The 22,497-nt window shown below is 41.6% G+C and carries 23 protein-coding genes and 2 tRNA genes; 20 read left to right on the forward strand and 5 right to left on the reverse strand.

The window, feature by feature from the left end; genetic code table 11:
- Positions 1-68 precede the first annotated feature (68 nt).
- From GK047_RS13820 to GK047_RS30165, 11 genes are all read left to right on the forward strand, one after another.
- Positions 69-1,499: an MBOAT family O-acyltransferase gene (locus tag GK047_RS13820; RefSeq protein WP_163947373.1), complete on the forward strand. Its 1,431-nt coding sequence runs from the start codon at positions 69-71 to the stop codon at positions 1,497-1,499.
- Between the two features lie 17 nt (positions 1,500-1,516).
- Positions 1,517-3,064, forward strand: a complete 1,548-nt coding sequence (locus tag GK047_RS13825; RefSeq protein ID WP_163947376.1) for an alginate O-acetyltransferase AlgX-related protein — start codon at positions 1,517-1,519, stop codon at positions 3,062-3,064.
- Between the two features lie 81 nt (positions 3,065-3,145).
- Positions 3,146-3,889 (forward strand): sugar phosphate nucleotidyltransferase, encoded by a 744-nt coding sequence (locus tag GK047_RS13830; RefSeq protein WP_163947378.1) that lies wholly within the window; start codon positions 3,146-3,148, stop codon positions 3,887-3,889.
- A 15-nt stretch (positions 3,890-3,904) separates the two neighbouring features.
- Entirely contained in the window at positions 3,905-4,450 is a 546-nt protein-coding gene (gene rfbC, locus GK047_RS13835; protein ID WP_163947380.1) for a dTDP-4-dehydrorhamnose 3,5-epimerase, read from the forward strand.
- Positions 4,451-4,470: 20 nt separating this feature from the next.
- Positions 4,471-5,487, forward strand: coding sequence for a dTDP-glucose 4,6-dehydratase (gene rfbB / locus GK047_RS13840; protein WP_163947382.1), 1,017 nt, complete (start codon positions 4,471-4,473; stop codon positions 5,485-5,487).
- A gap of 2 nt (positions 5,488-5,489) precedes the next feature.
- Positions 5,490-6,341 carry a dTDP-4-dehydrorhamnose reductase gene (rfbD, locus tag GK047_RS13845; protein ID WP_163947384.1) on the forward strand — a complete coding sequence of 284 codons (852 nt, stop codon included), beginning with the start codon at positions 5,490-5,492 and terminating at the stop codon, positions 6,339-6,341.
- On the forward strand, positions 6,338-7,288 hold the full coding sequence (locus GK047_RS13850; RefSeq protein ID WP_163947386.1) for a glycosyltransferase family 2 protein: 951 nt from the start codon (positions 6,338-6,340) through the stop codon (positions 7,286-7,288). The genes rfbD and GK047_RS13850 overlap by 4 nt, the downstream gene beginning before the upstream one ends.
- 117 nt (positions 7,289-7,405) lie before the next feature.
- The gene (locus tag GK047_RS13855) at positions 7,406-7,690 is read left to right on the forward strand and encodes a hypothetical protein (RefSeq protein ID WP_163947388.1); all 285 of its coding nucleotides are present in this window, start codon (positions 7,406-7,408) and stop codon (positions 7,688-7,690) included.
- A gap of 139 nt (positions 7,691-7,829) precedes the next feature.
- On the forward strand, positions 7,830-8,696 hold the full coding sequence (locus GK047_RS13860; RefSeq protein ID WP_163947390.1) for a glycosyltransferase family 2 protein: 867 nt from the start codon (positions 7,830-7,832) through the stop codon (positions 8,694-8,696).
- Between the two features lie 7 nt (positions 8,697-8,703).
- On the forward strand, positions 8,704-10,110 hold the full coding sequence (locus GK047_RS13865; RefSeq protein ID WP_163947392.1) for an undecaprenyl-phosphate glucose phosphotransferase: 1,407 nt from the start codon (positions 8,704-8,706) through the stop codon (positions 10,108-10,110).
- Positions 10,111-10,190: 80 nt separating this feature from the next.
- Positions 10,191-10,316, forward strand: coding sequence for a hypothetical protein (locus GK047_RS30165; protein WP_275901670.1), 126 nt, complete (start codon positions 10,191-10,193; stop codon positions 10,314-10,316).
- Between the two features lie 76 nt (positions 10,317-10,392).
- Here GK047_RS30165 and GK047_RS13870 read toward each other — a convergent pair whose 3' ends face one another.
- Entirely contained in the window at positions 10,393-11,475 is a 1,083-nt protein-coding gene (locus GK047_RS13870) for an acyltransferase family protein (RefSeq protein ID WP_163947395.1), read from the reverse strand.
- Positions 11,476-11,679: 204 nt separating this feature from the next.
- Between GK047_RS13870 and GK047_RS13875 the strand changes: the two genes are divergently transcribed.
- The 5 genes from GK047_RS13875 (at position 11,680) to GK047_RS13895 (ending at position 17,576) form a co-directional block, all read left to right on the forward strand.
- Positions 11,680-12,963, forward strand: coding sequence for a LolA family protein (locus tag GK047_RS13875; RefSeq protein WP_163947398.1), 1,284 nt, complete (start codon positions 11,680-11,682; stop codon positions 12,961-12,963).
- Positions 12,964-13,095: 132 nt separating this feature from the next.
- Complete coding sequence (gene alr, locus GK047_RS13880; RefSeq protein ID WP_163947400.1) at positions 13,096-14,289, forward strand: alanine racemase; 1,194 nt, start codon at positions 13,096-13,098, stop codon at positions 14,287-14,289.
- A 213-nt stretch (positions 14,290-14,502) separates the two neighbouring features.
- Positions 14,503-14,784: a ribbon-helix-helix protein, CopG family gene (locus tag GK047_RS13885; RefSeq protein ID WP_163947402.1), complete on the forward strand. Its 282-nt coding sequence runs from the start codon at positions 14,503-14,505 to the stop codon at positions 14,782-14,784.
- Positions 14,785-14,788: 4 nt separating this feature from the next.
- A complete protein-coding gene (locus tag GK047_RS13890) occupies positions 14,789-15,139 on the forward strand; it encodes a type II toxin-antitoxin system PemK/MazF family toxin (RefSeq protein WP_028553893.1) in 351 nt (116 codons plus the stop codon).
- A gap of 118 nt (positions 15,140-15,257) precedes the next feature.
- Positions 15,258-17,576: a Tex family protein gene (locus tag GK047_RS13895; protein WP_481856007.1), complete on the forward strand. Its 2,319-nt coding sequence runs from the start codon at positions 15,258-15,260 to the stop codon at positions 17,574-17,576.
- A gap of 421 nt (positions 17,577-17,997) precedes the next feature.
- Here GK047_RS13895 and GK047_RS13900 read toward each other — a convergent pair whose 3' ends face one another.
- From GK047_RS13900 to GK047_RS13915, 4 genes are all read right to left on the reverse strand, one after another.
- Positions 17,998-18,198, reverse strand: a complete 201-nt coding sequence (locus GK047_RS13900; RefSeq protein ID WP_163947405.1) for a hypothetical protein — start codon at positions 18,196-18,198, stop codon at positions 17,998-18,000.
- 63 nt (positions 18,199-18,261) lie between these two features.
- Complete coding sequence (locus GK047_RS13905; protein WP_163947407.1) at positions 18,262-18,927, reverse strand: helix-turn-helix domain-containing protein; 666 nt, start codon at positions 18,925-18,927, stop codon at positions 18,262-18,264.
- A 250-nt stretch (positions 18,928-19,177) separates the two neighbouring features.
- Positions 19,178-19,342: a cortex morphogenetic protein CmpA gene (gene cmpA / locus GK047_RS13910; RefSeq protein ID WP_163947410.1), complete on the reverse strand. Its 165-nt coding sequence runs from the start codon at positions 19,340-19,342 to the stop codon at positions 19,178-19,180.
- A gap of 92 nt (positions 19,343-19,434) precedes the next feature.
- Positions 19,435-19,788: a hydrolase/acyltransferase gene (locus tag GK047_RS13915; RefSeq protein ID WP_163947413.1), complete on the reverse strand. Its 354-nt coding sequence runs from the start codon at positions 19,786-19,788 to the stop codon at positions 19,435-19,437.
- 113 nt (positions 19,789-19,901) lie between these two features.
- Between GK047_RS13915 and GK047_RS13920 the strand changes: the two genes are divergently transcribed.
- The 4 genes from GK047_RS13920 to GK047_RS13935 all read left to right on the forward strand — a co-directional run bounded on the left by GK047_RS13920 (position 19,902) and on the right by GK047_RS13935 (position 22,458).
- Positions 19,902-20,375 carry a SprT family protein gene (locus GK047_RS13920; RefSeq protein WP_163947416.1) on the forward strand — a complete coding sequence of 158 codons (474 nt, stop codon included), beginning with the start codon at positions 19,902-19,904 and terminating at the stop codon, positions 20,373-20,375.
- A gap of 19 nt (positions 20,376-20,394) precedes the next feature.
- Positions 20,395-20,470, forward strand: a tRNA-Asn gene (locus tag GK047_RS13925).
- A gap of 8 nt (positions 20,471-20,478) precedes the next feature.
- Positions 20,479-20,567, forward strand: a tRNA-Ser gene (locus GK047_RS13930).
- 148 nt (positions 20,568-20,715) lie between these two features.
- Positions 20,716-22,458: a methyl-accepting chemotaxis protein gene (locus tag GK047_RS13935; RefSeq protein WP_163947419.1), complete on the forward strand. Its 1,743-nt coding sequence runs from the start codon at positions 20,716-20,718 to the stop codon at positions 22,456-22,458.
- Positions 22,459-22,497: the final 39 nt, after the last annotated feature.

Consider the following 22,497-nt stretch of genomic DNA (forward strand, 5'->3'; position numbering starts at 1 on the left):
AAGCTTCCAATAATTCATTGAATTTGTTAACGTCGAACGATTAATTTTTAGAAGAAGAAAGGGATCTTATGGTATTTTCTTCACCTTTGTTTTTATTTTTATTTGCACCAATATTTTTCACAATATATTTTTTAACTGTGAATAAATATCGGAATATTATCATTTTGTGTGGAAGTTTTTTCTTTTATGCTTGGGGCGGAACTTCTTTCATTGCTGTTCTTATAATATCTTTGTTATTTGATTGGCATTTAGTCAATGCGATACATAATTCTAAGAATATTGGTAATAAAAAAAAGTATTTTCTTACTGCATTGCTAATAAATATAGCACTTCTTGCCTATTTTAAGTACGTTAACTTTTTTGTATCTAATGTTAACGATATATTTAAAATATTTCATCTTTCTGGATTACAGTGGACAAATGTAGTTTTACCTATAGGAATTTCATTTATAGTATTTCATAAAATTAGCTATATTATTGAAATATATCGCGGTGAAAAAGAGCCAACAGAGAAAATTAGCGATTATTTCATATATATTCTTTTGTTTCCAATGTCAATTGCAGGACCAATTATTAAATTTAAAGATATTTCTGATCAATTAAAAAAACGAGAAAGTCGCTTTGAAGATATTTTATATGGTTGTTTTCGATTTTCTATAGGTTTATTCAAAAAAGTTTGGATAGCAGATAGTATAGCTACTATTGCAAATCAAGTGTTTTCAGTTCCTATGGATGAACTAAATATTTATTTTGCTTGGATTGGCATAATTTGTTATGCATTTCAAATTTATTTTGATTTTTCTGGGTATGCAGATATGGCTATAGGATTAAGTAGAATCATGGGTTTTAAAATTTCTGAAAATTTTGAAACTCCGTATATATCGCAAAATATTACGGAATTCTGGAGAAGATGGCATATTTCGCTTTCTTCTTGGATGAAAAGTTATATTTACATTCCTCTTGGTGGAAATCGTCGTTTAAAATTGAGAAATTACTTCAATCTTTGGGTTGTTTTTTTTGTATCAGGACTATGGCATGGAGCAAATTGGACATTTGTTGTTTGGGGGATTATCCATGGATTTTTTATAGTGTCTGATAAATTATTTTGGATAAAAATATCCTCTAAAATTCCTAAATGGATAAATATTATAATAACATTTGCATTAATATTAATTGCATGGGTGTTTTTTAGATCACTTACTATACAGGATGCTTTCCAATATTTAAAAAAAATGTTTGATTTTACAACGGTACATCACAGTATAGCCATCTCTCTTAAAGCATTAGATTTTTCGAATTTTATTATTTTTATTTTCATATTATCATTTATTATTATTTTTCTTCCGGCCACGTCAATATATTGCAATTTAATCCGAAAATATAAGAGAATATTTGATTCTGGTATATTTAAAATGATTGTTACTATTATTATTCTTTTCATATCTATTACGAAATGTGTTACATCTTCATTTAGTCCTTTCATCTACTTTCAATTTTAACATGGAGGATTTTTAATGTGAAAAATTTTTACATCAAATCAGGTTTTATTTTACTAATCTGGCTACTAATTTCGTTACCAATATTACAGATGAAGTATACTATTTTTAGAAACTTATCTCTTGTTGGTGCGGTGCAAAAAGTTGACAAACCAACGTTCAACATCCATGAGTTTCAGAACGGCGGTTTCCAACATAAATTTGAAGATTGGTTTAGCCAAAATTTTGGATTGAGAGAATATTTCATAAAAACCAATAAGCAGCTATTCTATACTATATTCAACCAAACCGTTCCTAATGATAACATTACGGTTGGTAAAGATAGCCAATTATACGGTAGTGGCTACATCAATGAATATCTGGGTATCATCCCTCCTTTGGATACGAAAATATTAGAGGAAAAAGTAAAGGATATGAAGCGTGTTCAAGATTTATTGCAAAAAAAAGGGAAAACTTTTCTATTATTACTAACACCTAGTAAGGCAGCAATGTATCCTGAACATATTCCGGATAGATTAATATCTAAGAAGACTAGTATCTCACGAAATTACGAGAGAATTATTCCTTTATTAAATAAATATGAAATCCAATATATCGATGGACATAACATAACTGATACTCAAAAAAAAAGTAGCGGTTATGATGTGTTTCCACAAGGTGGTACTCATTGGAATTACCTGGCATCGTATTATACAGCAAAGGTTTTAGTGGAAAAACTCGAACAAATTACGGGAAAAGATTTAGTAAGTTTTAATCTTGATAAGATTGAACAAGGAACGCCTGTAGGTACCGATCGTGATTTAGCAGAACTTATGAACCTTTGGTTTACACCATTAAATTATACAAGTCCCAGACCAATTTTTACTGAGAATAGGGATGCTGGGGAATATAAACCTACAATACTTGTGGAAGGAGGGAGTTTTTTGGGTATGATTATCCAAAACCTTTCAGACATAAGTATGTTTAAACAGCTAGATTATTTTTTTTATTACAACTCTCATAATCAATATAAATTGGGAGAAGGGGAAAAATATCTAGGTAAAATATCAAGTGTTGACTGGAATAATGATGTTCTTAATCATGACATTATTCTAATTGAAATGAATGAAGAATATATTTCTGGGAAATTGCAATCAGATAGAATATTTTATGAAGATCTTCTAAAGCAACTTGAACCAGTAAATCTAAAATTTTCGAATATTAATGATGCATTTGTAGAAGAAACTAAGGTTGATGGATTTGATGGGTATGTCTTTAAAAAAGGAGTTCCGAAATCTGGAATAGTATATTTGCAGAGTGATAAAATGGCATTAATTCCAGGACAAGAGTATCAAATTAGCTATAAGGCAAAGGGATTTCAAAAATTATCATTTGATTTTATTCCAGATGATCTCCCACAGTATAATAATGATAAAATAACAGATAGTGTTAAGGAATTTTCTTTTGAGTTTAAATCAAATAGTGTTAATATAAAATCGGCTACAGCTCGTTTTTTTATTGATGGTCTAAATGAAGCAACAGATAAGGATACATTAATTTATGATATAAAATTATTTCCTAAATATTAGTCTGAAATATTCATTTTTGAACTCTAAATAAGTTAAGTGAAAGCGAGAGCAATTAAATTGTAATTATTTGTGGAGGGCTCAATGAAAGGCATAATACTTGCGGGTGGAACTGGTTCTCGTCTTTATCCATTAACGAAAGTAACAAATAAACATTTACTTCCAGTAGGCAAATATCCTATGATCTTTCACTCTGTGGCTAAATTGAAGCAAGTTAATATAAATGACATTCTGATAGTGACTGGTAAAGAATATATGGGGGACGTGGTTAACCTTCTCGGTAGTGGGCGAGAAATGGGGGTAACCTTCACATACAAAGTGCAGGATGAAGCAGGCGGTATTGCTCAAGCTTTAGATCTTGCAGAACATTTCGTAGGTGACGATCAGATGATTGTCATTTTAGGCGATAACGTGTTTGAACAGAGTATTGTTCCATTTATTAATAATTTTAGGTACCAAAAAAAAGGGGCCAAAATTCTCATCCAAGAGGTTCAAGATCCTCAAAGATATGGTGTTCCCGAGCTGCAAGATGGTAAAATCATCTCAATTGAAGAAAAACCTCAGAAGCCGAAGAGTAATTTTGCGGTTACTGGAATTTATATGTTCGATAGTTTTGTTTTTGATATTATAAAGACACTCAAACCATCGGGTCGTGGTGAGTTAGAAATCACTGATGTTAATAACGTATACATAGAGAGAAACGAACTGACCTATGATATTTTACAAGGTTGGTGGACAGATGCTGGTACACATGAATCGCTGGCGAGAGCTAATGAATTAGCGAAAGAATTGTATTATGATGAAGAGTTTGGGAAACTTAAATTGTAAGAGGTGTGTAGACTGATGAAGATCGTTTCTACCAAGCTTCAAGGCTTATTTACTATTGAACCCGATGTCCATGGTGACAATCGGGGTTTTTTTATGGAAAGTTACAGTAGTGCGAAGTTTGCCGAGCATGGAGTGGATTATATCTTCGTTCAAGATAATCATTCCCTGTCCGTGGAAACAGGTGTGCTGCGCGGACTCCACTATCAGCTCAACCCCAAAGCCCAGACCAAACTTGTTAGAGTAGCTGCTGGAGCGATTTACGATGTAGCTGTAGACATTCGCAAAGCTTCTCTCACCTTTGGACAATGGATAGGTGTCATTCTTAGCGAAGCTAATAAACGCCAACTTCTAGTTCCTCAGGGCTTTGCTCATGGTTTTTGCACGCTTGTTCCAAATACGCAAGTGCTTTACAAAGTGGACGAATATTACTCTCCAGAGCATGACAGAGGTATACTATGGAATGATCCTGCTCTAGGTATTGATTGGCCCACATCGCTGCCGATTCTTTCTGATAAAGATACGAAGCATCCGCTGCTCAAAGATGCGAAAATAAACTTCTAAGACAGGGAGCTGTTATTGCCATGAAAGTACTTGTAACTGGTGGGGCTGGTTTTATCGGCAGCAACTTCGTTCATTATATGCTAAATCGTTATCCTAATTATGAGCTTATCAATTTGGATGCTCTAACCTACGCTGGGAATCTAGAAAATCTTACATCCATTCAAGATAATGGCCAATACACATTCGTTAAAGGTGATATCACAAACCCGGACGTAGTGAACAGTCTTTTTGAGAAGGGCATCGATACGGTTGTACATTTCGCCGCGGAATCCCATGTAGATAGAAGCATTCTTGAACCAGATGTATTCATAAAGACGAACGTTCTTGGAACGCAGGTGTTACTTGAAGCGGCTAGAAAATATGCGGTTCAGAAGTTTGTTCATGTTTCCACAGATGAAGTGTACGGAACTTTAGGTGAGACGGGGCTTTTTACAGAAGAAACTCCATTAGCTCCTAACAGTCCATATTCAGCGAGTAAAGCAGGATCTGATCTTTTGGTACGTGCGTATCACGAAACTTTTGGATTACCAGTTAACATTACTCGTTGTTCCAATAACTATGGTCCTTATCAATTCCCCGAGAAATTAATTCCTTTAATCATTGCTAATGCTCTGAATGATAAGCCGCTTCCCGTGTATGGAGATGGTCTTAATATTAGAGACTGGTTGTATGTTGAGGATCACTGTAGTGCGATTGATCTTGTTCTACATAAGGGTGTAAACGGGGAAGTTTATAATATCGGCGGTAATAATGAAAGAACAAATATTCAAATTGTACAAACGATTCTCCGCGAGCTCGGTAAATCAGAGTCTCTGATTCAATATGTCAAAGATCGGCCAGGGCATGATCGTCGTTATGGTATTGATGCTACAAAGATCACTAGGGATCTGGGATGGAACCCAAAACATAATTTTGAGACAGGCATAAGTGAAACGATTCGTTGGTATTTGGACAATCAAGATTGGTGGAAACGAATCCAAAATGGTGAGTATCAGCAATATTTCGCTCAACAATACGGTACGCGTTTAGGTGGCTGAGGATGAGAATATTAGTAACGGGAGCATATGGACAATTAGGTCAAGATGTTGTGAAACTGTTGGCAGCAAAGCACGAAGTTCATGGTCTTGGACGAGAGCAGCTTGATATTACTAACGAGAATCAGTGTTTTGAGGTGCTTTCAACCCTAAAACCGGACGTAATTATACATAGCGCCGCGTACACAGCTGTAGACCTTGCTGAAACGGAAGAAGATTTAGCTTACAAAATTAATGCTTTTGGGACAAGAAATCTTGCAGTTGCTGCTGAGAAAATAGGGGCTAAACTGTGCTATATTAGTACGGACTACGTATTTGATGGTACTGCTGTGACTCCCTATAGGGAATATGATAATACCAACCCGCAGAGCGTGTATGGAAAGTCCAAAAGAGCAGGTGAGCAGCTTGTTCAGACGCTGTCATCTAACTATTTTATCGTAAGAACCTCGTGGGTTTATGGTCTTCATGGAGCTAATTTTGTGAAAACGATGCTAAAGTTGGCCCAAGATCGTGATACTATAAAGGTTGTAAGTGATCAGATAGGATCACCAACCTATACGGTTGATATTGCTCTTTTCTTAGAGCAACTTATACAGACAGAGCGTTATGGTATTTATCATGCTTCCAATGCGGGAGTTTGTTCATGGTTTGATTTCGCTCGTGCTATTTTCGAAGAGAGTGGTACGACGATCAAATTGGAACCGTGTTCGACGGAAGAGTTCCCGCTACCTGCCCCAAGACCTCGATTTTCGGCTATGGAGCATTTAGCGATACGTGCTAATGGATTTGAGGATTTAAGGCCCTGGCGTGAGGGGCTGCGTGCATTCTTGAAAGAATTGTCAGAGGGAGCAAAATGAAAACAGTTAGTATTCATATCGTAACCTTTAATAGCGTTGATTATATTAACGATTGTTTGGTTGGAGTTTTTCGTCAAACCTATCCGATTGAACAAGTTATCGTTGTTGATAATGCTTCAAATGATGGAACTATTGAAATTGTTTCTAAATGGTCTGATAAAGTTCATTTAGTTCAGAATTCCGTTAATAACGGATTCGCTGGTGGACACAATCAAGCTATTCGGCAGACTGAAACGGATTATTGTCTAATTCTAAATCCGGATGTAGTACTTGAACCGGGTTATATTCAAAATTTGCTTAGAGTTATCGTTGATAATCCTCTAGCAGGCAGTGCGACAGGAAAATTGCTATTTAAAGCGAATCCAACGCTAATAGATAGCACGGGACTTATCATCAATAGGGCTCGTAGAGCTTTTGACCGTGGCGCACATCAGCCAAGCGATACATACCAACAAGCGGAAGAGGTTTTCGGTGTATCTGGAGCGGCTGCTTTTTATTCTCGTGATATGATTGATGATATCAGCGTTAACGGTGAGTTTTTCGATGAGGACTTTTTCGCTTATAAAGAGGATGTAGATGTAGCGTGGAGAGCACAGCTTTTAGGTTGGAAAGCATACTTCGAGCCTTCGGCAATTGCGTTTCATGAAAGAGGCTGGAAAGAAGGCGGCAGAAGCGCTAAGCCACTTTTTGTGCGAAGACTTTCCTATATCAATCGCTATAAAATGATGTTGAAAAACGATCGATTTTCTGATGCTGTTAAACATTTCATTCCGTTGTTGGGCTACGAGTTATTAAGCCTTGGGTATGCCCTAGTCCGTGAGCCAAAACTATTAGGAGCATGGCTAGATTTTATCCGCAAATTACCTGAACTTCGTGCTAAACGCAGTATCATCCAAAAGAAACGAAAAGCTTCTATCCATGAGGTCAATAAATGGTTTGGAAAATGAAAGTTGTTATTTTCAAAGATTCTAAGGATTCCCCGTTAGGTGATCTGCGTTATAATAGTAGATAACTATAAGCAGTTAAGCTGCCCGGGAAATAATCTGAATTAGAGGATGTTAACGATGGATGAAATGACGGATCGTGAGTTTCTAAGTACGATAATCGGTAGAATTAATGAGATTGGTACAGATGTTAAAGAGATTAAAGATCGAGTCGATAGTATCGATAGACGTCTAGCGAATGTTGAGGATCGATTGACAGGTGTCGAGAATCGACTGCTAAAAGTTGCAGAAACTATGCATGAAATTAAAGAGGCACAGATACAGCAAGGTGAGCAGATTGCAGGCATCGCGGTTACGAGGATGGAGCATGCAGCAAGGATACGCACACTAAAGCTTGTAACGTAAAGCGTTGCCAAGTGGCACATCCTTAATAAATAATGTAAGTAAGGCTGATTCAAAGGTCTTGCTTTTTTTATTGCGTGAAATGTTCGTTTCAACCATGTTATACTTAATCCTAAGAATAAATACAAATGAGGTCTTTATCTTGGATTTAAGTATCATTATTGTTAACTATAACACTCGTGAACTAACACTGAAGTGTATACACTCCGTACTCGCGTCGACTCCATCTTACAGCTACGAAATCATTCTAATAGATAACGCATCGAGCGATGGCACGATTCAAGCCGTTGAGGAACAGTTCCCGCAAGTTACTTGCATAGCAAATAAGGAGAATGTCGGTTTTTCTAAAGCAAATAACCAGGGCATTAAAATTGCAAAGGGACGTTACGTTCTGCTACTTAATTCTGATACAGTGGTTCAAACAGACACGTTAGACATTATGCTTCGTTTCATGGACGCACATCCGACTGTCGGGGCCAGCGGCTGTAAAATCGTTCTTCCAGACGGTTCTCTGGATAAAGCTTGTAAGCGGGGCTTTCCAACGCCATCAGCCTCATTTTATTATGCATTTGGATTCTCTAAGCTTTTCCCTAACAATCCTCGATTTAACCAATATCAGTTAGGTTATCTTGATGCTGATCAAGAATATCCAATTGATTCTCTTGTCGGAGCTTTCATGCTGGTGCGCCGTGAAGCGATAGATCAAGTCGGCATGCTAGATGAGGAATTTTTTATGTATGGTGAAGACATTGATTGGTGTTATAGAATTAAGCAAGCGGGTTGGGTGAATTACTACTACCCCCGAACGCAGATTATCCATTACAAAGGTGCAAGCAGCCGTAAGAAACCATACAAAATTATTTATGAGTTTCATCGAGCGATGATTTTGTTCCATAAGAAGCATTTTCAACGTCAATATTCATGGCCCATTAATGTTATGGTTTTTGCTGGTGTAGGCTTGAAATTCGTTCTTTCACTCATCAAAAATAAATTACGTCCGGCGAGGTGAGAAACATTTGATCCGACAAAGTCAGAGATTCCTTACACAACTATATGCAGTCGTTGATTTCGTGTGTATTCAACTCGTCTTTCTTTTTTCATGGTGGCTTAAGTTCAATAGCGGTTGGATTCCTTATGACTCGCCTCTTCCATTCAAGCATTATGTCATGTGGAGTGTGACTTACGGCATACTTGCGATAGGAATCAGTTATTTTGTGAATTTCTATACGCCGAAAAGAAAGAAACAATTTTCTTTCGAAGTGTTGAAAATTGTTCAAGTGCATTCGTTCAGCTTACTGCTGCTATTAAGTGTATTGTTTATTTTAAAAGAAGTAGATGTGTCTCGTTCTTATCTCTTGCTATTTCTTGTTAACAACATTCTTGCGATCAGCCTGTATCGTTATATGGTGAAAATATCGCTTAAAAGGTTCCGACAGAAGGGCTATAACAAGCAGTTTGTACTCATCCTTGGAGCAGGTTCATTGGGTCGACAATTTTATTCGAAGTTAAAGCAGCATCCAGAACTAGGGTATGAGGTAGTAGGATTTCTAGATGATTTTCAAGAGAAGCATGAGATTTCCTATCAGCATTACAAGCCGATTATCGGGACGATTGATGAACTGGAGTCTATACTGAACAAACTAATTATTGATGAGGTCATCATCGCGCTGCCGCTTGATGCGCATCGCAAGTTCGGCAGTATTATCAATGTCTGCGAGAAAATTGGCGTGAAAACACTTATCATCCCAGATTTTTATGATTTCTTGCCATCAAGACCGTACTTCGATAATTTTGCCGATATGCCGCTAATTAATGTACGAGATATTCCATTGGATGAGTTGCGAAACAGGCTGTTCAAAAGAGCATTCGATATCGCCTTCTCCTCAATTGCTATTCTCATAACTTTGCCAGTGATGATTGCTTCCGTCATCGCGATTAAGCTTACTTCGCCGGGGCCCATTATCTTCAAGCAAGAGCGTGTAGGACTGAACCGCAGACGGTTTATGATGTATAAGTTCAGGTCGATGAACGTGTTAACTGAGAATGCTTCGAATACTGAGTGGACAGTTGAGAATGATCCGCGGCGCACCAAGGTTGGAACATTCCTTCGTAAAACAAGTCTTGACGAACTGCCTCAATTTTTTAATGTGCTTTTTGGGCATATGAGCGTTGTTGGCCCTCGTCCAGAGCGTCCATTTTTCGTGGAACAATTTAAGGAAGAAATTCCGAAATACATGGTCAAACATCATATTCGTCCAGGGATTACGGGATGGGCGCAGAGCAACGGTTTACGAGGAGATACCTCGATTGAGGAACGCATCAAGCATGATATTTTCTACATTGAAAATTGGACTTTTTTATTCGATATTAAAATTATCTGGAGAACGATTATTAACGGTTTTATTAATAAAAATGCGTACTGAATTTATTTTCGCATCAACCGCATAATTCGCCAACATCTTCCCCATACTTATGGATATACTTAGTTTGGGGGAGGTTTTTTATGATCGATCATGAAGACGCTTACCAAGACGACAACCTATCTATAGGCAGAGGTTTGGTTGTAGGTGTTGTGTTTGGTTCCCTGATTTGGGCGGGCATTATAGCCGGTATTGTGTATATGTGGTAATAAGAGGGATAGATGTGTAAGTGAGAAATCAAAAGGCTGCTATGGCTAATTAAAGCCGGAGCAGCCTTTTGACTTCTTAGGAAACTGGTCTAGGGGATTTGGCGGTAGGAAGCTTAATTGCGCTTTTGATGTAGGCAACTAAAGGCTTTTCAGCAAGTATATAAGCCATATAGCAAAGTGGAATGGTCATTGCCACGATAAGGAGATCCGTCCAAAGAAATCCGATTTTCTCTGAAATGTGACTGGCTTTGCTCAGCTTCATCAGGATCGAAATGAACAATAAATGCGTGAGCAGCGTGGTATATGACGCGTTACCTAGCTTTTCGAGACCTTGAACCCATAAAGGCAAACGCAGTGGTTCTGTTGGGACTGAAGAGGCTCCTAACAGAACAAGCGCAGCGGGAATTGTATATAGCAGATAGTCGTGGTAAGAGACAACAGAGAACTTGTTGTTAAGCCATATCAGCACAAAACCTATCGCTCCGCAAATCATAAGCAGCTTGTAGTGTTTATTCCGACGATGCTCAGTCCATTTTGCAAGTAAACAACCTACAACAAATTCCAGGTTTACTTCACTAAAGAGAAAGTTTAAATAGAAATGACGCTCGATGTCGGGCCCAATCATGGGTACATGAAAAACGTTACAAACAGTTAGGACAATCCATAGGGCAGCAAAGCTATAGGCTGCTTCCTTCCTCATTGCCATAATTAGGCTGAATAATAGATAAAATAATACAAAATAACTTAGAGACCAAGCGACAGGGATAATGGGCCCGTGTGCTTGCGGGAGTAATAGTAGTGAACGAATAATCGTATCTTTATGGGTCTCGAAGCCGTAACCGAAGCTGGGTACAAGAAAATAGACAGGTAATACGATAAGCGTAATTAACCAGTAAAGTGGAAAGATGCGTATAAGCCGATTCGTTAGAAAGGGAAGCGCATTCATGCTTGAACCGATTTTTTTGCCATAAGTGCGGTAAAGTAGAAAGCCAGTTAACACAAAAAAGTAATCGAGACCTCCTGATCGCGGGAGGGAACTGATGCCGAATAGATCATACTGATAATACTTGAAGGACATAGATGATGTGTGGAACAGTAGAACTAGACAAGCCGCGACGCCTCGCGACGCTTGGAGAGCTGTTTTCTGGTTGGTATGCAAAGATGAGTTCCTCCAGTCTATATACATGGATAATACAACCATTATGTTAGATAAATGTGAAGAAAATATGTACACATGCTGAAAGGTTGCTTAGTTATCGTTTCGCATTCCTTTTTTTAGCCAAGCCCAACTCGTCTGCATAATCGTCCAAGTCCCTTCATATGCATGTACTAGTGATGTAATCATGAGTGAGGGGATGATCGAATGCGCCGGGTCACATGGATGATAGCAATCATGATGTGCTTAGCTGTAGTTCTCGCAGGATGCGGGATTGGGAAAAAGGATGCAGGATCTATTGTAAAGGACTTGGATCATGTGATTAGCAAGTCGGGCAGTTATCAGGCTTCAGGGAGCATGATTCTGCACACCGGGCAGCAGCCGCAGGAGTATCAGGTAGAGGTGGCGTTTTCACCGGATCATTTCTATCGCATTTCGTTAACGAATGCACAGAAGGATGTTACGCAGATTGTGCTTCGCAATGAGGAAGGCGTTTTTGTGCTAACACCTCATTTGAAGAAGAGCTTCCGCTTTCAAAGCGATTGGCCGGAGAATCAAGGCCAGGTTTATTTGTTCCAGTCTTTGGCGAAGAGCATAGTTGCCGATAAAGAGCGTCAATTTACGACGGAGAATGATGCCTATGTGTTCGATGTTGCAGCCAATTATCAAAATGAAATGTTATCCCGCCAGAAAATTTGGTTGAACAAGAAGACGTTGGCTCCTACGCAGGTCAAAGTATCGGATGCGAATCAAAATGTGATGGTACAGGTTAATTTCACGAAGTTTGAATTTGATGCCAAGTTCGATAAGGATTATTTCCAAATGGAGCGCAATATGACGAGTTGGAATATGCAGACTTTGCCGACAACAGCTGGTGTGAATGCATCGGATACAGATCATAATGCGACAAATAGCAAATCGCTAACGGATAAAAACTTATCCGCGACAGGTGGACAGTCCGATCAAATAGCAGGTCAGACGGGAAAAATAGGTCAAGATCAAAGTTCAGCAGGCACGAAGTCTACGACTGACAGCAAGCAGGCTGCTAATACTAAATCAGTCACAGATGGTAAGCAAGCTACTGATACTAAGTTAGCTACAGACAGTAAACCGACGATAGACATAAAGTCGAATTCCGCGGCAAGCAAACCGCAAAATATTGGTATTATCGAGCCTTCTTACCTCCCAAAAGATGTGGTCAAGCAGGATATTACGGATATGAAGCTTGGCGAAGATCCAGCGGTATTGCTTCGATATAAAGGCAAATACAATTACAGTCTTATCGAGGTGAGACCGCAGGCAAAGGCGGTATCCTTGCAGCCTGGAACGATCGTTGATTTGGGCTATACGCTAGCCGTACTGACGGGCGATGAGAAGAAGACACTGACATGGACGAATGATGGCGTAGAGTTCCGCCTCTCGACAGGAGATTTGCCGACAATTGAAATGATGAAAATTGCGATGACAACGCAAGGGCAATCTGGCAAGTAAGGTTGACATGTTTTCATCATTCGGATTAACATAGGTTTATTGGTCCGAACAGTTTCGGAAATGAAAGAGGGCCTGCTCACTTGCGAGCGGGCCTTTCTTTGTTATTTGCATGTGGAAAAAGAGGTGGACAACATGGATGCTTTTTATCGGCCTACGTGGGTTGAAATATCATTAGATGCACTACGAAGTAATATTGAAAGCTTTCAAAAGGTGCTGCCAAGTGGGATGAGGACGATGGCAGTAGTTAAGGCGGATGCTTACGGGCACGGTGCTGTTGGGGTGTCTAAAGAGGCCATCGCAGCGGGTGTGGACTATCTCGGTGTTGCATTTTTTGATGAAGCGCTGGAGCTACGTAACGCAGGAATCATAGCACCGATCTTAGTGCTGGGTTATACACCGCCAGAAGGACTTGAAAAAGCTCGTCAGCTGGATGTAACGGTCACTGTATACAGCCATGAAGTATTGGATGCTCTGCAGAAGCTGGAGCAGCTTCAAGATCAAACGAAAATAAGAAATAAACTCAAAATTCATATCAAGCTGGATACAGGTATGGGGCGCCTTGGACTCCAAACGGAGAAAGATGCGATTCCTTTCATAGAGCAGGCTCTACGGTTAGAGAATGTCGAAGTAGAGGGTTTGTTTACGCATTATGCCAACGCTGACGAAGCCGACAAAATATACACCTACGAGCAGTATCGTCGGTTTGAGCGGATTGTGGAGCATTTTAAGGAAAAAGAAATTCAATTTCCTTATATACACGCTGGCAATAGCGCAGCAGCCATTGATTTGCCTAACCTGACTTACTCGATGGTGCGGCTAGGCATTAGTATGTACGGTCTGTATCCCTCCGAGGATGTTCATCAAGAGAAGATTGAGCTGAAGCCAGTACTGAGCCTCAAAACAGGCATCGTTCATCTCAAAACGCTTCCTCCGAACTCAGGAGTGAGTTACGGCACTATTTATCATACAAAGACAGAAGAGCAAATAGCTACCCTACCGATTGGTTATGCAGATGGATTTTCTCGCATGCTTTCGCTTAAAGCAGAAGCGCTGATTCGCGGTCGGAGAGTACCCATTGTCGGAAGAATTTGCATGGATCAGTGCATGGTCAATGTCTCGCATGTGCCTAATGTGCTGGCAACCGATGAGGTGGTGCTGATTGGGGAACAGGCGGGGGAGCGTATTACAGTAGAGGATGTGGCGCGTCAACTTGGGACGGTTAACTATGAGGTTATCTGTATGATCTCTCATCGAGTAGCAAGAGTGTATGTTCGTAACGGTCTACGCGAGGATGCGATTAATCCCCTTATGCGTCATCGGTATTAGTTTAATTAGCAGCTTCATAAAATTACCATATAAAATTTATATCCATTCAAGAGGAATTTCAGAATTCATTCTCGAATAGTAAGTAATGAGATTCTTATATCTATTTGTGTAACATAATTGATATACGCAAGGCATATACCTATTGTATAATTTGGTTTTCATGATGACATACTGGTAATATTGTCTTTGTATCGTTTCTGGGGGTGCTAAAGTGTGACCAATGCGCACAATACGAAAAGGATTATGATCAGTTTACCTGACAATTTGCTGCAAGAGGTTGACGGCATTGTCGAAAAGGAAAACTCTAATCGCAGTGAATTTATTCGACAGGCAATGAAGCTTTATTTAATTGAACGCAAAAAGCGTAGCCTACGCGAATCCATGCAGCGTGGCTATATGGAGATGGCTAAAATCAATCTCAGCATGGCATCTGAAGCTTTTCAAGCGGAGGAAGAAGCGGACAATACGCTTGATCGCTTAGTAAGCGGGGTGTAGAGAAGTGATTGTAAAACGTGGAGATGTGTTTTTCGCAGATCTTTCGCCGGTGGTCGGGTCGGAGCAGGGAGGAGTTCGTCCTGTTCTAGTGATCCAAAATGATATCGGCAACCGCTTTAGCCCCACCGTGATTGTTGCAGCGATTACAGCTCAGATCCAGAAGGCAAAGCTCCCAACGCATGTAGAAATTGATGCGGAAACGCATGGCTTTGATCGAGATTCGGTGATTCTTTTGGAACAAATCCGAACGATTGACAAGCAAAGGCTTACGGACAAAATTACGCATTTGGACGAAGAAACGATGCGGAAGGTTGACGATGCTTTGCAAATTAGCGTGGGACTGATAGAATTTTGAATAGGATCTGGAACGGACGAGGGTAAGGAATTCCCTCGTTTTTTGGCTTGTTTGATTTTTGGTACTCCCCATAAACGTATATGGGGTTAGCATACATACATATTGAAGGAATTGAGGAATGATCGTGACATTGTTGGATAAGTTGGAAAAAAAGATGTTCCACGCCAAAGAGGACGGTAGTTTGAATGGAACTTCTGCTGCAGCTTCTTCAGAGCAGCAGTCAAAGGTAGCGGAGCTTGAAGAGCCTCGTGAGAAAATCCAGCTTTCTGAAGAAAAGAAAGCTGAGATTCAGGAACGGATCTTAAAGCAAATTTCTACAGAGCTCCAATTACCCACAGCTAAAGTGAAAACAACGATGGCCCTGCTCGATGAGGGGAACACGATCCCTTTTATCGCGCGTTACCGGAAAGAAATGACCGGCGAGCTGGATGAAAACCAGCTGAGGGATATTGAGGAACGATTGCAATACCTTCGTAACTTAGAAGATCGGAAAATCGAAGTTGTTCGTCTCATTGACGAACAGGGAAAGCTTACAGATGAACTGAGAAAGTCAATTGAAGCTGCCGCTAAACTGCAAGAAATCGAAGATCTGTACAGACCTTATCGTCAGAAGCGTAAGACAAGGGCAAGTGTGGCCAAAGAGCGCGGATTGGAACCACTCGCTGAATGGATTTGGAAGCAGCCTCGTCAAGGTTCTCTGGATCAAGAAGCTTCACAGTATGTCAGCGTGGACAAGCAGGTTAACAGCGCAGCTGAGGCCATTCAAGGCGCTATGGATATCCTCGCAGAGAATATTGCCGATGATGCTAAAATAAGGTCGTGGGTGCGTCGTTTCACTCAGGATCAAGGAATCCTACGCACAGAAGCTAAGGATGCCAAGTTAGAGTCCGTCTATGAGATGTACTACGCTTACCAAGAGCCGGTTCGCAGACTTCCACCGCATCGTATACTCGCGATCAATCGCGGGGAACGGGAAGAAGTGTTGAAGGTTGGTTTAGATGTTCCAGTTGATAAAATACATGATTATATCGCACGTCAAATCATTAAGGGTCCTTCGGTTGTTCAAGACGTGCTTCGCGCTATCGTTGAAGATGGTTATAAACGTTTGATCGCCCCATCAATTGAGCGTGAAGTGCGCAATGAAATGACTGAGATGGGTGAGGAACAAGCGATAAAGATTTTTGCAGAAAATCTTCGTAATCTGCTGCTGCAAGCACCAGTCAAAGGTCATGTCGTGCTCGGTGTCGATCCGGCTTTCCGGACAGGCTGTAAGCTGGCGGTCATTGATGACACAGGTAAAATGCTTGAAATCGCCGTCACTTATCCGACCCCACCGAATAATAAGGTCGCGGAAGCGAAGGCGAAGTTCAAGCAGTTGATCAGCAAGTACAGTGTCAGTCTGATCGTTATTGGAAACGGGACGGCTTCCCGTGAAACGGAGCAGTTTGTCGCGGAGTTGATTAGCGAGATCAATGAGCAGAAGCTCAAATACTTGATCGTTAGCGAAGCGGGAGCGAGCGTCTACTCAGCGTCGAAGCTGGCGCAGACGGAGTTCCCGGACCTAGACGTAGCTGAGCGCAGCGCAATCTCTATCGCGCGGAGATTGCAGGACCCGCTCGCTGAGCTTGTGAAGATCGAGCCGAAGGCGATCGGCGTCGGGCAGTACCAACACGACGTTTCGCAGAAACGGCTCGATGAGAACTTGAAAGCCGTCGTGGAGTCGGCTGTAAATCATGTTGGCGTGGACCTGAACACCGCATCCCCGTCACTGTTATCTTACGTGTCCGGCGTGAACGCGACACTGGCGAAGAACATCGTGAAGTATCGCGAGGAGAACGGCAAGTTCAGCAGCCGCAAGGAGCTATCGAAGGTTCCGCGCCTCGGCGCGAAAACCTTCGAGCAATGCGTCGGCTTCATGCGGATTCAGGGCGGCCGCAATCCGCTCGACAACACCCCGATCCACCCAGAGTCTTACGAGGTAGTGGATCGGTTGTTCAAGGAGCTGCGCCTGGAGATGGAGCAGCTAGGCTCACAGCAGCTTCTAGCGCTGCTGGAAACGCTAGAGCCAGCGGAACTGGCTCTTAAGTTAGGTGTAGGTGTCCCAACGCTTAGGGACATCCTAGAAAGCCTGCAGCGTCCTGGGAGAGATCCGCGGGATGAAGTTCCCGCGCCGATCTTCCGCACAGACGTGCTGCAGCTTGAAGATCTTGTTCCCGGCATGGAGTTAACAGGCACTGTACGTAATGTTATTGACTTCGGCGCCTTCGTCGATATCGGCATCAAGAACGATGGGCTCGTGCATATATCGCAGCTGAGCAACGGCTTCGTTAAGCACCCTATGGATGTTGTCTCTGTTGGGGACATCGTTAAGGTGTGGGTGCTGAGCGTCGATTCAAAAAAAGGCCGAGTCAGCTTAACAATGAAAAAGTCGCAATAAGTGGTTTAATAAAGCAGTTGGAGGATACAATGTCCAACTGCTTTATTGTATGTATTTGTTTAAAAGTATTTTTATATTCCGCCTCGCCTTCCAACTTAACTGTATTTCCGCCTGCTGCTGGGCCTCGCCTTCCAACTGAACTGTATTTCCGCCTGTTGCTGGGCCTCACCTCCGAACTGAACTGTATTTCCGCCTGCTGCTGGCCTCACCTCCGAACTGAACTGTATTTCCGCCTGCTGCTGGGCCTCGCCTTCCAACTGAACTGTATTTCCGCCTGTTGCTGGGCCTCACCTCCGAACTGAACTGTATTTCCGCCTACTGCTGGGTCTCACCTCCGAACTGAACTGTATTTCCGCCTGCTGCTGGCCTCACCTCCAAACTTAACTGTATTTCCGCCTGCTGCTGGGCCTCACCTCCGAACTTAACTGTATTTCCGCCTGTTGCTGGCCTCACCTCCGAACTGAACTGTATTTCCGCCTGCTGCTGGCCTCACCTCCAAACTTAACTGTATTTCCGCCTGCTGCTGGGCCTCACCTCCGAACTGAACTGTATTTCCGCCTGCTGCTGGCCTCACCTCCGAACTGAACTGTATTTCCGCCTGCTGCTGGGCCTCACCTCCCAATAGAACTAGATTTCCGCTTGCTGCTTCTCCTCAAACTCTCAATCAAGTACAAGCTTGCGTTTTTTAACCATCCTTCAAAAAATACACCATCCCGCGCGGGTGTCCCCCTGCAAAAGACAATAGTCCCTCAACCGCAAGGCGCTTCAACCATGCAGCTGCAGCACGTATGCTGACGTTGCATTCAGCGGCAACTTCACGCGCTTTTACTTTACCGTTGTGGCGTTTGGCCATTTGGATCACAAGCTGCTTTCTTATTTCCCAAACATCCCAAATATCAGTCTCACGGTGAGAAAAAGGGGGGAGGGAGGGAATTTCGGCAGGCTGCAGAGCCAGCTTAATTTGATTCTGACAATGCAGTGGTTGAGATTCAATTTGGTGTTTCGAGAAACGAAGCACCAGCCAACCTTGCAGAATCAAATCATTCATTGAAGACCAATAGTCCTGTGGGTTACCAACTGCCTCATATGGAAAACAATCATGATGGCCAATAATTTCAACAAGCAGCTTAATATCAAAGGGATCATAAACGAAGCGGGTGATTGGCTCATTCATCTGTTCACTCCAAAAAAGGTGATTCACATAAAGCTTATCAAAGCGGAAATCAGATACAGGTCCCCATACATGCTCAAAGAAGAGCTCTTCACACTTCAGAAGTTCGTTGGAATAGGTGCCATCGCGTTTCATTTCTAGCCGTCTTCTTTCCAAAATTATTTTTGTTTTTTTATGCATCTTGTACAGCACTCCTTCTAGAGTTAATGGAAAAACGTAAAAAAGCACACCGATCTGCAGAAGAATCTGCTTGATCGAGTGTGCTTCACTCCGATACGTATATTACATATATTTACATTGTAGTAGCTGTGGGGATAAAATGCAACCTATATCCAAAATTAATTATCTGGATTATGGCAAAATCCATCACTCAAAGTAATTAAAGTGAAAAAGCTGTTACTTGCTTACACACAAGTAGCAGCTTCTTTCTCTACAGTTTGCGCTTGCCCGGTCCATCTGTCAATTGGGTGTCTGGCCATTCCTCTTGTGAGCGGCGGGTGCGGTAAAAGAACCAGCTATCATTCAATAAACGGATTTGTCTGCGGTTTTTATTCTGGAAGGCCCGCATTAATTGATTACTGAGCCATTGCGGCATGTGCCCATCCCCTTCCTCGCTATGTAGTAACAGCATATGAGGATCGGGTGATTTGGGTGCAGGTCCGAATCATGGCTTTTGTCATTCGCTTCTTACTCTTCGAACTCCTCTTCGTACCACTGCTCAAGCTGAGCTTGCAGCGCACGAATTTCAGTAAGAAGAGAAATGAGCGGATAAGATTTTTCCTGAATTCCCGCGAATGATTGCTCTAAGCTATTGATGTAATCCAGTCCGTGGATGAGCTTATTGGCTGTACCGATCAATTCGAGATGATCACACTCTGCAATAACATGTGGAAGCTGAGGGACATCAGCAGCAGTAAGCTTCTCTAATTCTTTGTGAAGGCGTTGATTAAGCGCAGTAAGTTGATAAGTATAAGCGGATGGCATTTCTACAAATTCCAAATGTTGCCCGTGTTTAAGAATAGCATAGCGCATTTGTGGCATAATCGTCGTTAAATCCCCTCTCTGGAAAGCTAGCGTTCTTCTTTTCTACTTGACAGTATAGCCGTACATACGGTACAAATTCAAGTGAGAACTTGGCAAAGGGGCGTTTTCTGATGGATGATCGAGAGCTGCAGCAATGGGTGGAGCAGATCTCATTGGTATCGTTTGGCAGGCCGTTTATACATCAAGCACGATTTAATCGAAGGTTAAGGTCCACAGGTGGACGTTATTTCACTAAGTCCCACGATATTGAAATCAGTTGGATACAGTGGGAGTCGTTTGGTCATGATGAAATCGAAAAAATTATTAAGCATGAATTGTGCCACTATCACTTACATTTGCTTAAGAGGGGATATCAGCATCGTGATCATGATTTTAAAACTTTATTGGCGCAAGTCGGAGGCACACGATTTTGTCGCTCCCTACCACAGCCGTCCAAGAAACAGTCTTATAAATACAGGTTGGAATGCGTGAATTGCAAAACGGAATATTATCGTAAACGTAAAATGGATGTGCGTAAATACGCTTGTGGAAAATGCAAAGGAAAGTTAAAGTCGTTTACACTTGACTTACAAACGTCTTCATAATAAAATAATACTTGTTCATTCCCTGATAGCTCAGTTGGTAGAGCACTCGACTGTTAATCGAGTTGTCACAGGTTCGAGTCCTGTTCGGGGAGCCATTTCTTTTGGAGAGATACCCAAGTGGCTATAAGGGGACCCTCTGCTAAGGGGTTAGACTGCGTAAGCGGTGCGAGGGTTCGAATCCCTCTCTCTCCGTACTTTAGTTAATAAATAAGCTCGATGGCGTTCACGCCGTCGAGCTTATTTATTATGCTCACTATTTTTAAACATTTGCCTAACATCTTTTAAATGATTATCCGATATGATAGATACACAATATTTACCACCTCGGAGGTTAGCTTTTATGTCAAGATTACGTTCAATTCGTGTTAGACTTCTTCTTTTGTTGTTGTTGCCTTCTCTGCTGTTTTTGTTAACAAGCGTTTATTTAACGCAGCAAAACGATTCGAATGTGGATAAGCTGAAAACATCGCTCTATGAAACTACGGATAAAAGTACTTCGCTCATTCTGAATGCAGACCGGGATATGTATCAAGGCTTGACGGCTTATCAATTGCTTGTCTCTGGTACTCTGAATGCGGAAGAGAAAACCAAACAATTGAAAGTTCTTCAGGATAATATCGATCAGGCCAATAAGAGAGTCGGCCAAGCTGCTGATATTTTGAAAGCTCAACATTTGATCCAAGTTGCTCACGGCGACACGAAGATGACGATTGAACAGAACTTCGACAGCTTCCATGCGCTGTTTGATCAGTGGTCCAAGCAGGCGAAGCAAGTAATTGACTCATCAAATACGGGCAAAGGTGTCATTAACGACGGTAATCTGTTAGAAACGTTTGAAAAAGGGCGAGAGGGTCTCAATCAAGTGGGAGAAATTCTTGACACCTACGCTAAGACAAGTATTGAAGAAATTCAAGCTCAGAACAAAAAGTCGGCATGGTCGGTTTACATGTCAGTAACGATAATTATTTTGCTTTTGCTTGCTTTCGGTTCGTTTATCATTCGCCAAATTATGAAAACGATTCGTAGGATTGTGGAAATCACCAGTAAAGTAGCTGCAGGAGATCTGCGTCATCAGCCACAGATGGCGTATTCCAGAGACGAGCTAGGACAAATTACAGAATCTGTGGACACGATGGTGACCAAGATCAAGGATCTTATAGGTGTTATTGCTCACAACACAAGCTATGTAAACTCGGCTTCTATGGAGTTATTCGATAGCTCTAGGGAATCAGCAGCCGCAGCCGAGCATGTGGCAGTCAATATTCAAGAAATGACACAGGATATGGAGCATCAAACTCGAAGCAGTGAGGAGACGAGCAGGGCGATTGAAGAGATGGCGATAGGCATTCAACGAGTTGCTGAGAATTCAGGTGTAATGTCTGAGCATTCATCGCTCACTTCTCAACATGCTAATCTTGGCAATGATCTCTTGACTAGTCTACAGAAGCAGATGTCTAGTATTCTTGTCTCTGTGGAACAATTGTCGCAAACAGTCCAGTCGCTGACGCACAAGTCAGATGAAATCGGTCATATCGCATCGAGCATTACAGATTTTGCTAATCAGACGAATTTACTTTCTTTAAACGCTTCTATTGAAGCTGCTAGAGCCGGTGAGCATGGAAAGGGATTTAACGTAGTTGCTAATGAAATTCGTAAGCTTGCGAGTCAGTCTATTCAGTCAGCAGATGGAATTAACCAGTTGATCCACGAAACGCGAGTGGAGATCACGAGTGTCTCCGATTCAATGAATTCAACTAAACAGGAGGCTAGTACAGGTGCTGATATGATGCAGGAAGTGAATCACAGCTTCCATACCATTATGCAGTCGGTTCAACATATTGTCTCCCAAATTCATGAAACATCAGCGATAACGGAACAAATGTCGGCAAGCTCGCAGGAAATTTCCGCTACAATGGAGCACTCTTCATCCACTGTTGGGCAAATTCTTATGAAATCTCAGGGGGTTGCAGCGGCGACTGAACAGCAGTTGGCCATGATGCAGAACATTGCGGCGGCTTCGGAACAACTGAAATCTGTGGTGAATACACTCAATGAATCCGTATCATTTTTCAAAATCAAGTAGTTCAAATTGACCTAGAAGCAAAAAGCGCTTCTGTGATTT

Origin of the sequence: Paenibacillus sp. SYP-B3998 (assembly GCF_010820665.1) — a bacterium.
Classification (GTDB): Bacteria; Bacillota; Bacilli; order Paenibacillales; family NBRC-103111; genus Paenibacillus_E.

What these genes read in the sequence shown, in the direction of transcription:
- GK047_RS13820 (WP_163947373.1), top strand. Translation starts at nt 69, where the DNA reads ATGGTATTTTCTTCACCTTTGTTTTTATTTTTATTTGCACCAATATTT.
- GK047_RS13830 (WP_163947378.1), top strand. Translation starts at nt 3,146, where the DNA reads ATGAAAGGCATAATACTTGCGGGTGGAACTGGTTCTCGTCTTTATCCA.
- rfbC (WP_163947380.1), top strand. Translation starts at nt 3,905, where the DNA reads ATGAAGATCGTTTCTACCAAGCTTCAAGGCTTATTTACTATTGAACCC.
- rfbB (WP_163947382.1), top strand. Translation starts at nt 4,471, where the DNA reads ATGAAAGTACTTGTAACTGGTGGGGCTGGTTTTATCGGCAGCAACTTC.
- rfbD (WP_163947384.1), top strand. Translation starts at nt 5,490, where the DNA reads ATGAGAATATTAGTAACGGGAGCATATGGACAATTAGGTCAAGATGTT.
- GK047_RS13850 (WP_163947386.1), top strand. Translation starts at nt 6,338, where the DNA reads ATGAAAACAGTTAGTATTCATATCGTAACCTTTAATAGCGTTGATTAT.
- GK047_RS13855 (WP_163947388.1), top strand. Translation starts at nt 7,406, where the DNA reads ATGGATGAAATGACGGATCGTGAGTTTCTAAGTACGATAATCGGTAGA.
- GK047_RS30165 (WP_275901670.1), top strand. Translation starts at nt 10,191, where the DNA reads ATGATCGATCATGAAGACGCTTACCAAGACGACAACCTATCTATAGGC.
- GK047_RS13875 (WP_163947398.1), top strand. Translation starts at nt 11,680, where the DNA reads ATGCGCCGGGTCACATGGATGATAGCAATCATGATGTGCTTAGCTGTA.
- alr (WP_163947400.1), top strand. Translation starts at nt 13,096, where the DNA reads ATGGATGCTTTTTATCGGCCTACGTGGGTTGAAATATCATTAGATGCA.
- GK047_RS13895 (WP_481856007.1), top strand. Translation starts at nt 15,258, where the DNA reads ATGATCGTGACATTGTTGGATAAGTTGGAAAAAAAGATGTTCCACGCC.
- GK047_RS13905 (WP_163947407.1), bottom strand. Translation starts at nt 18,927, where the DNA reads ATGCATAAAAAAACAAAAATAATTTTGGAAAGAAGACGGCTAGAAATG.
- cmpA (WP_163947410.1), bottom strand. Translation starts at nt 19,342, where the DNA reads ATGCCGCAATGGCTCAGTAATCAATTAATGCGGGCCTTCCAGAATAAA.
- GK047_RS13915 (WP_163947413.1), bottom strand. Translation starts at nt 19,788, where the DNA reads ATGCCACAAATGCGCTATGCTATTCTTAAACACGGGCAACATTTGGAA.
- GK047_RS13920 (WP_163947416.1), top strand. Translation starts at nt 19,902, where the DNA reads ATGGATGATCGAGAGCTGCAGCAATGGGTGGAGCAGATCTCATTGGTA.
- GK047_RS13935 (WP_163947419.1), top strand. Translation starts at nt 20,716, where the DNA reads ATGTCAAGATTACGTTCAATTCGTGTTAGACTTCTTCTTTTGTTGTTG.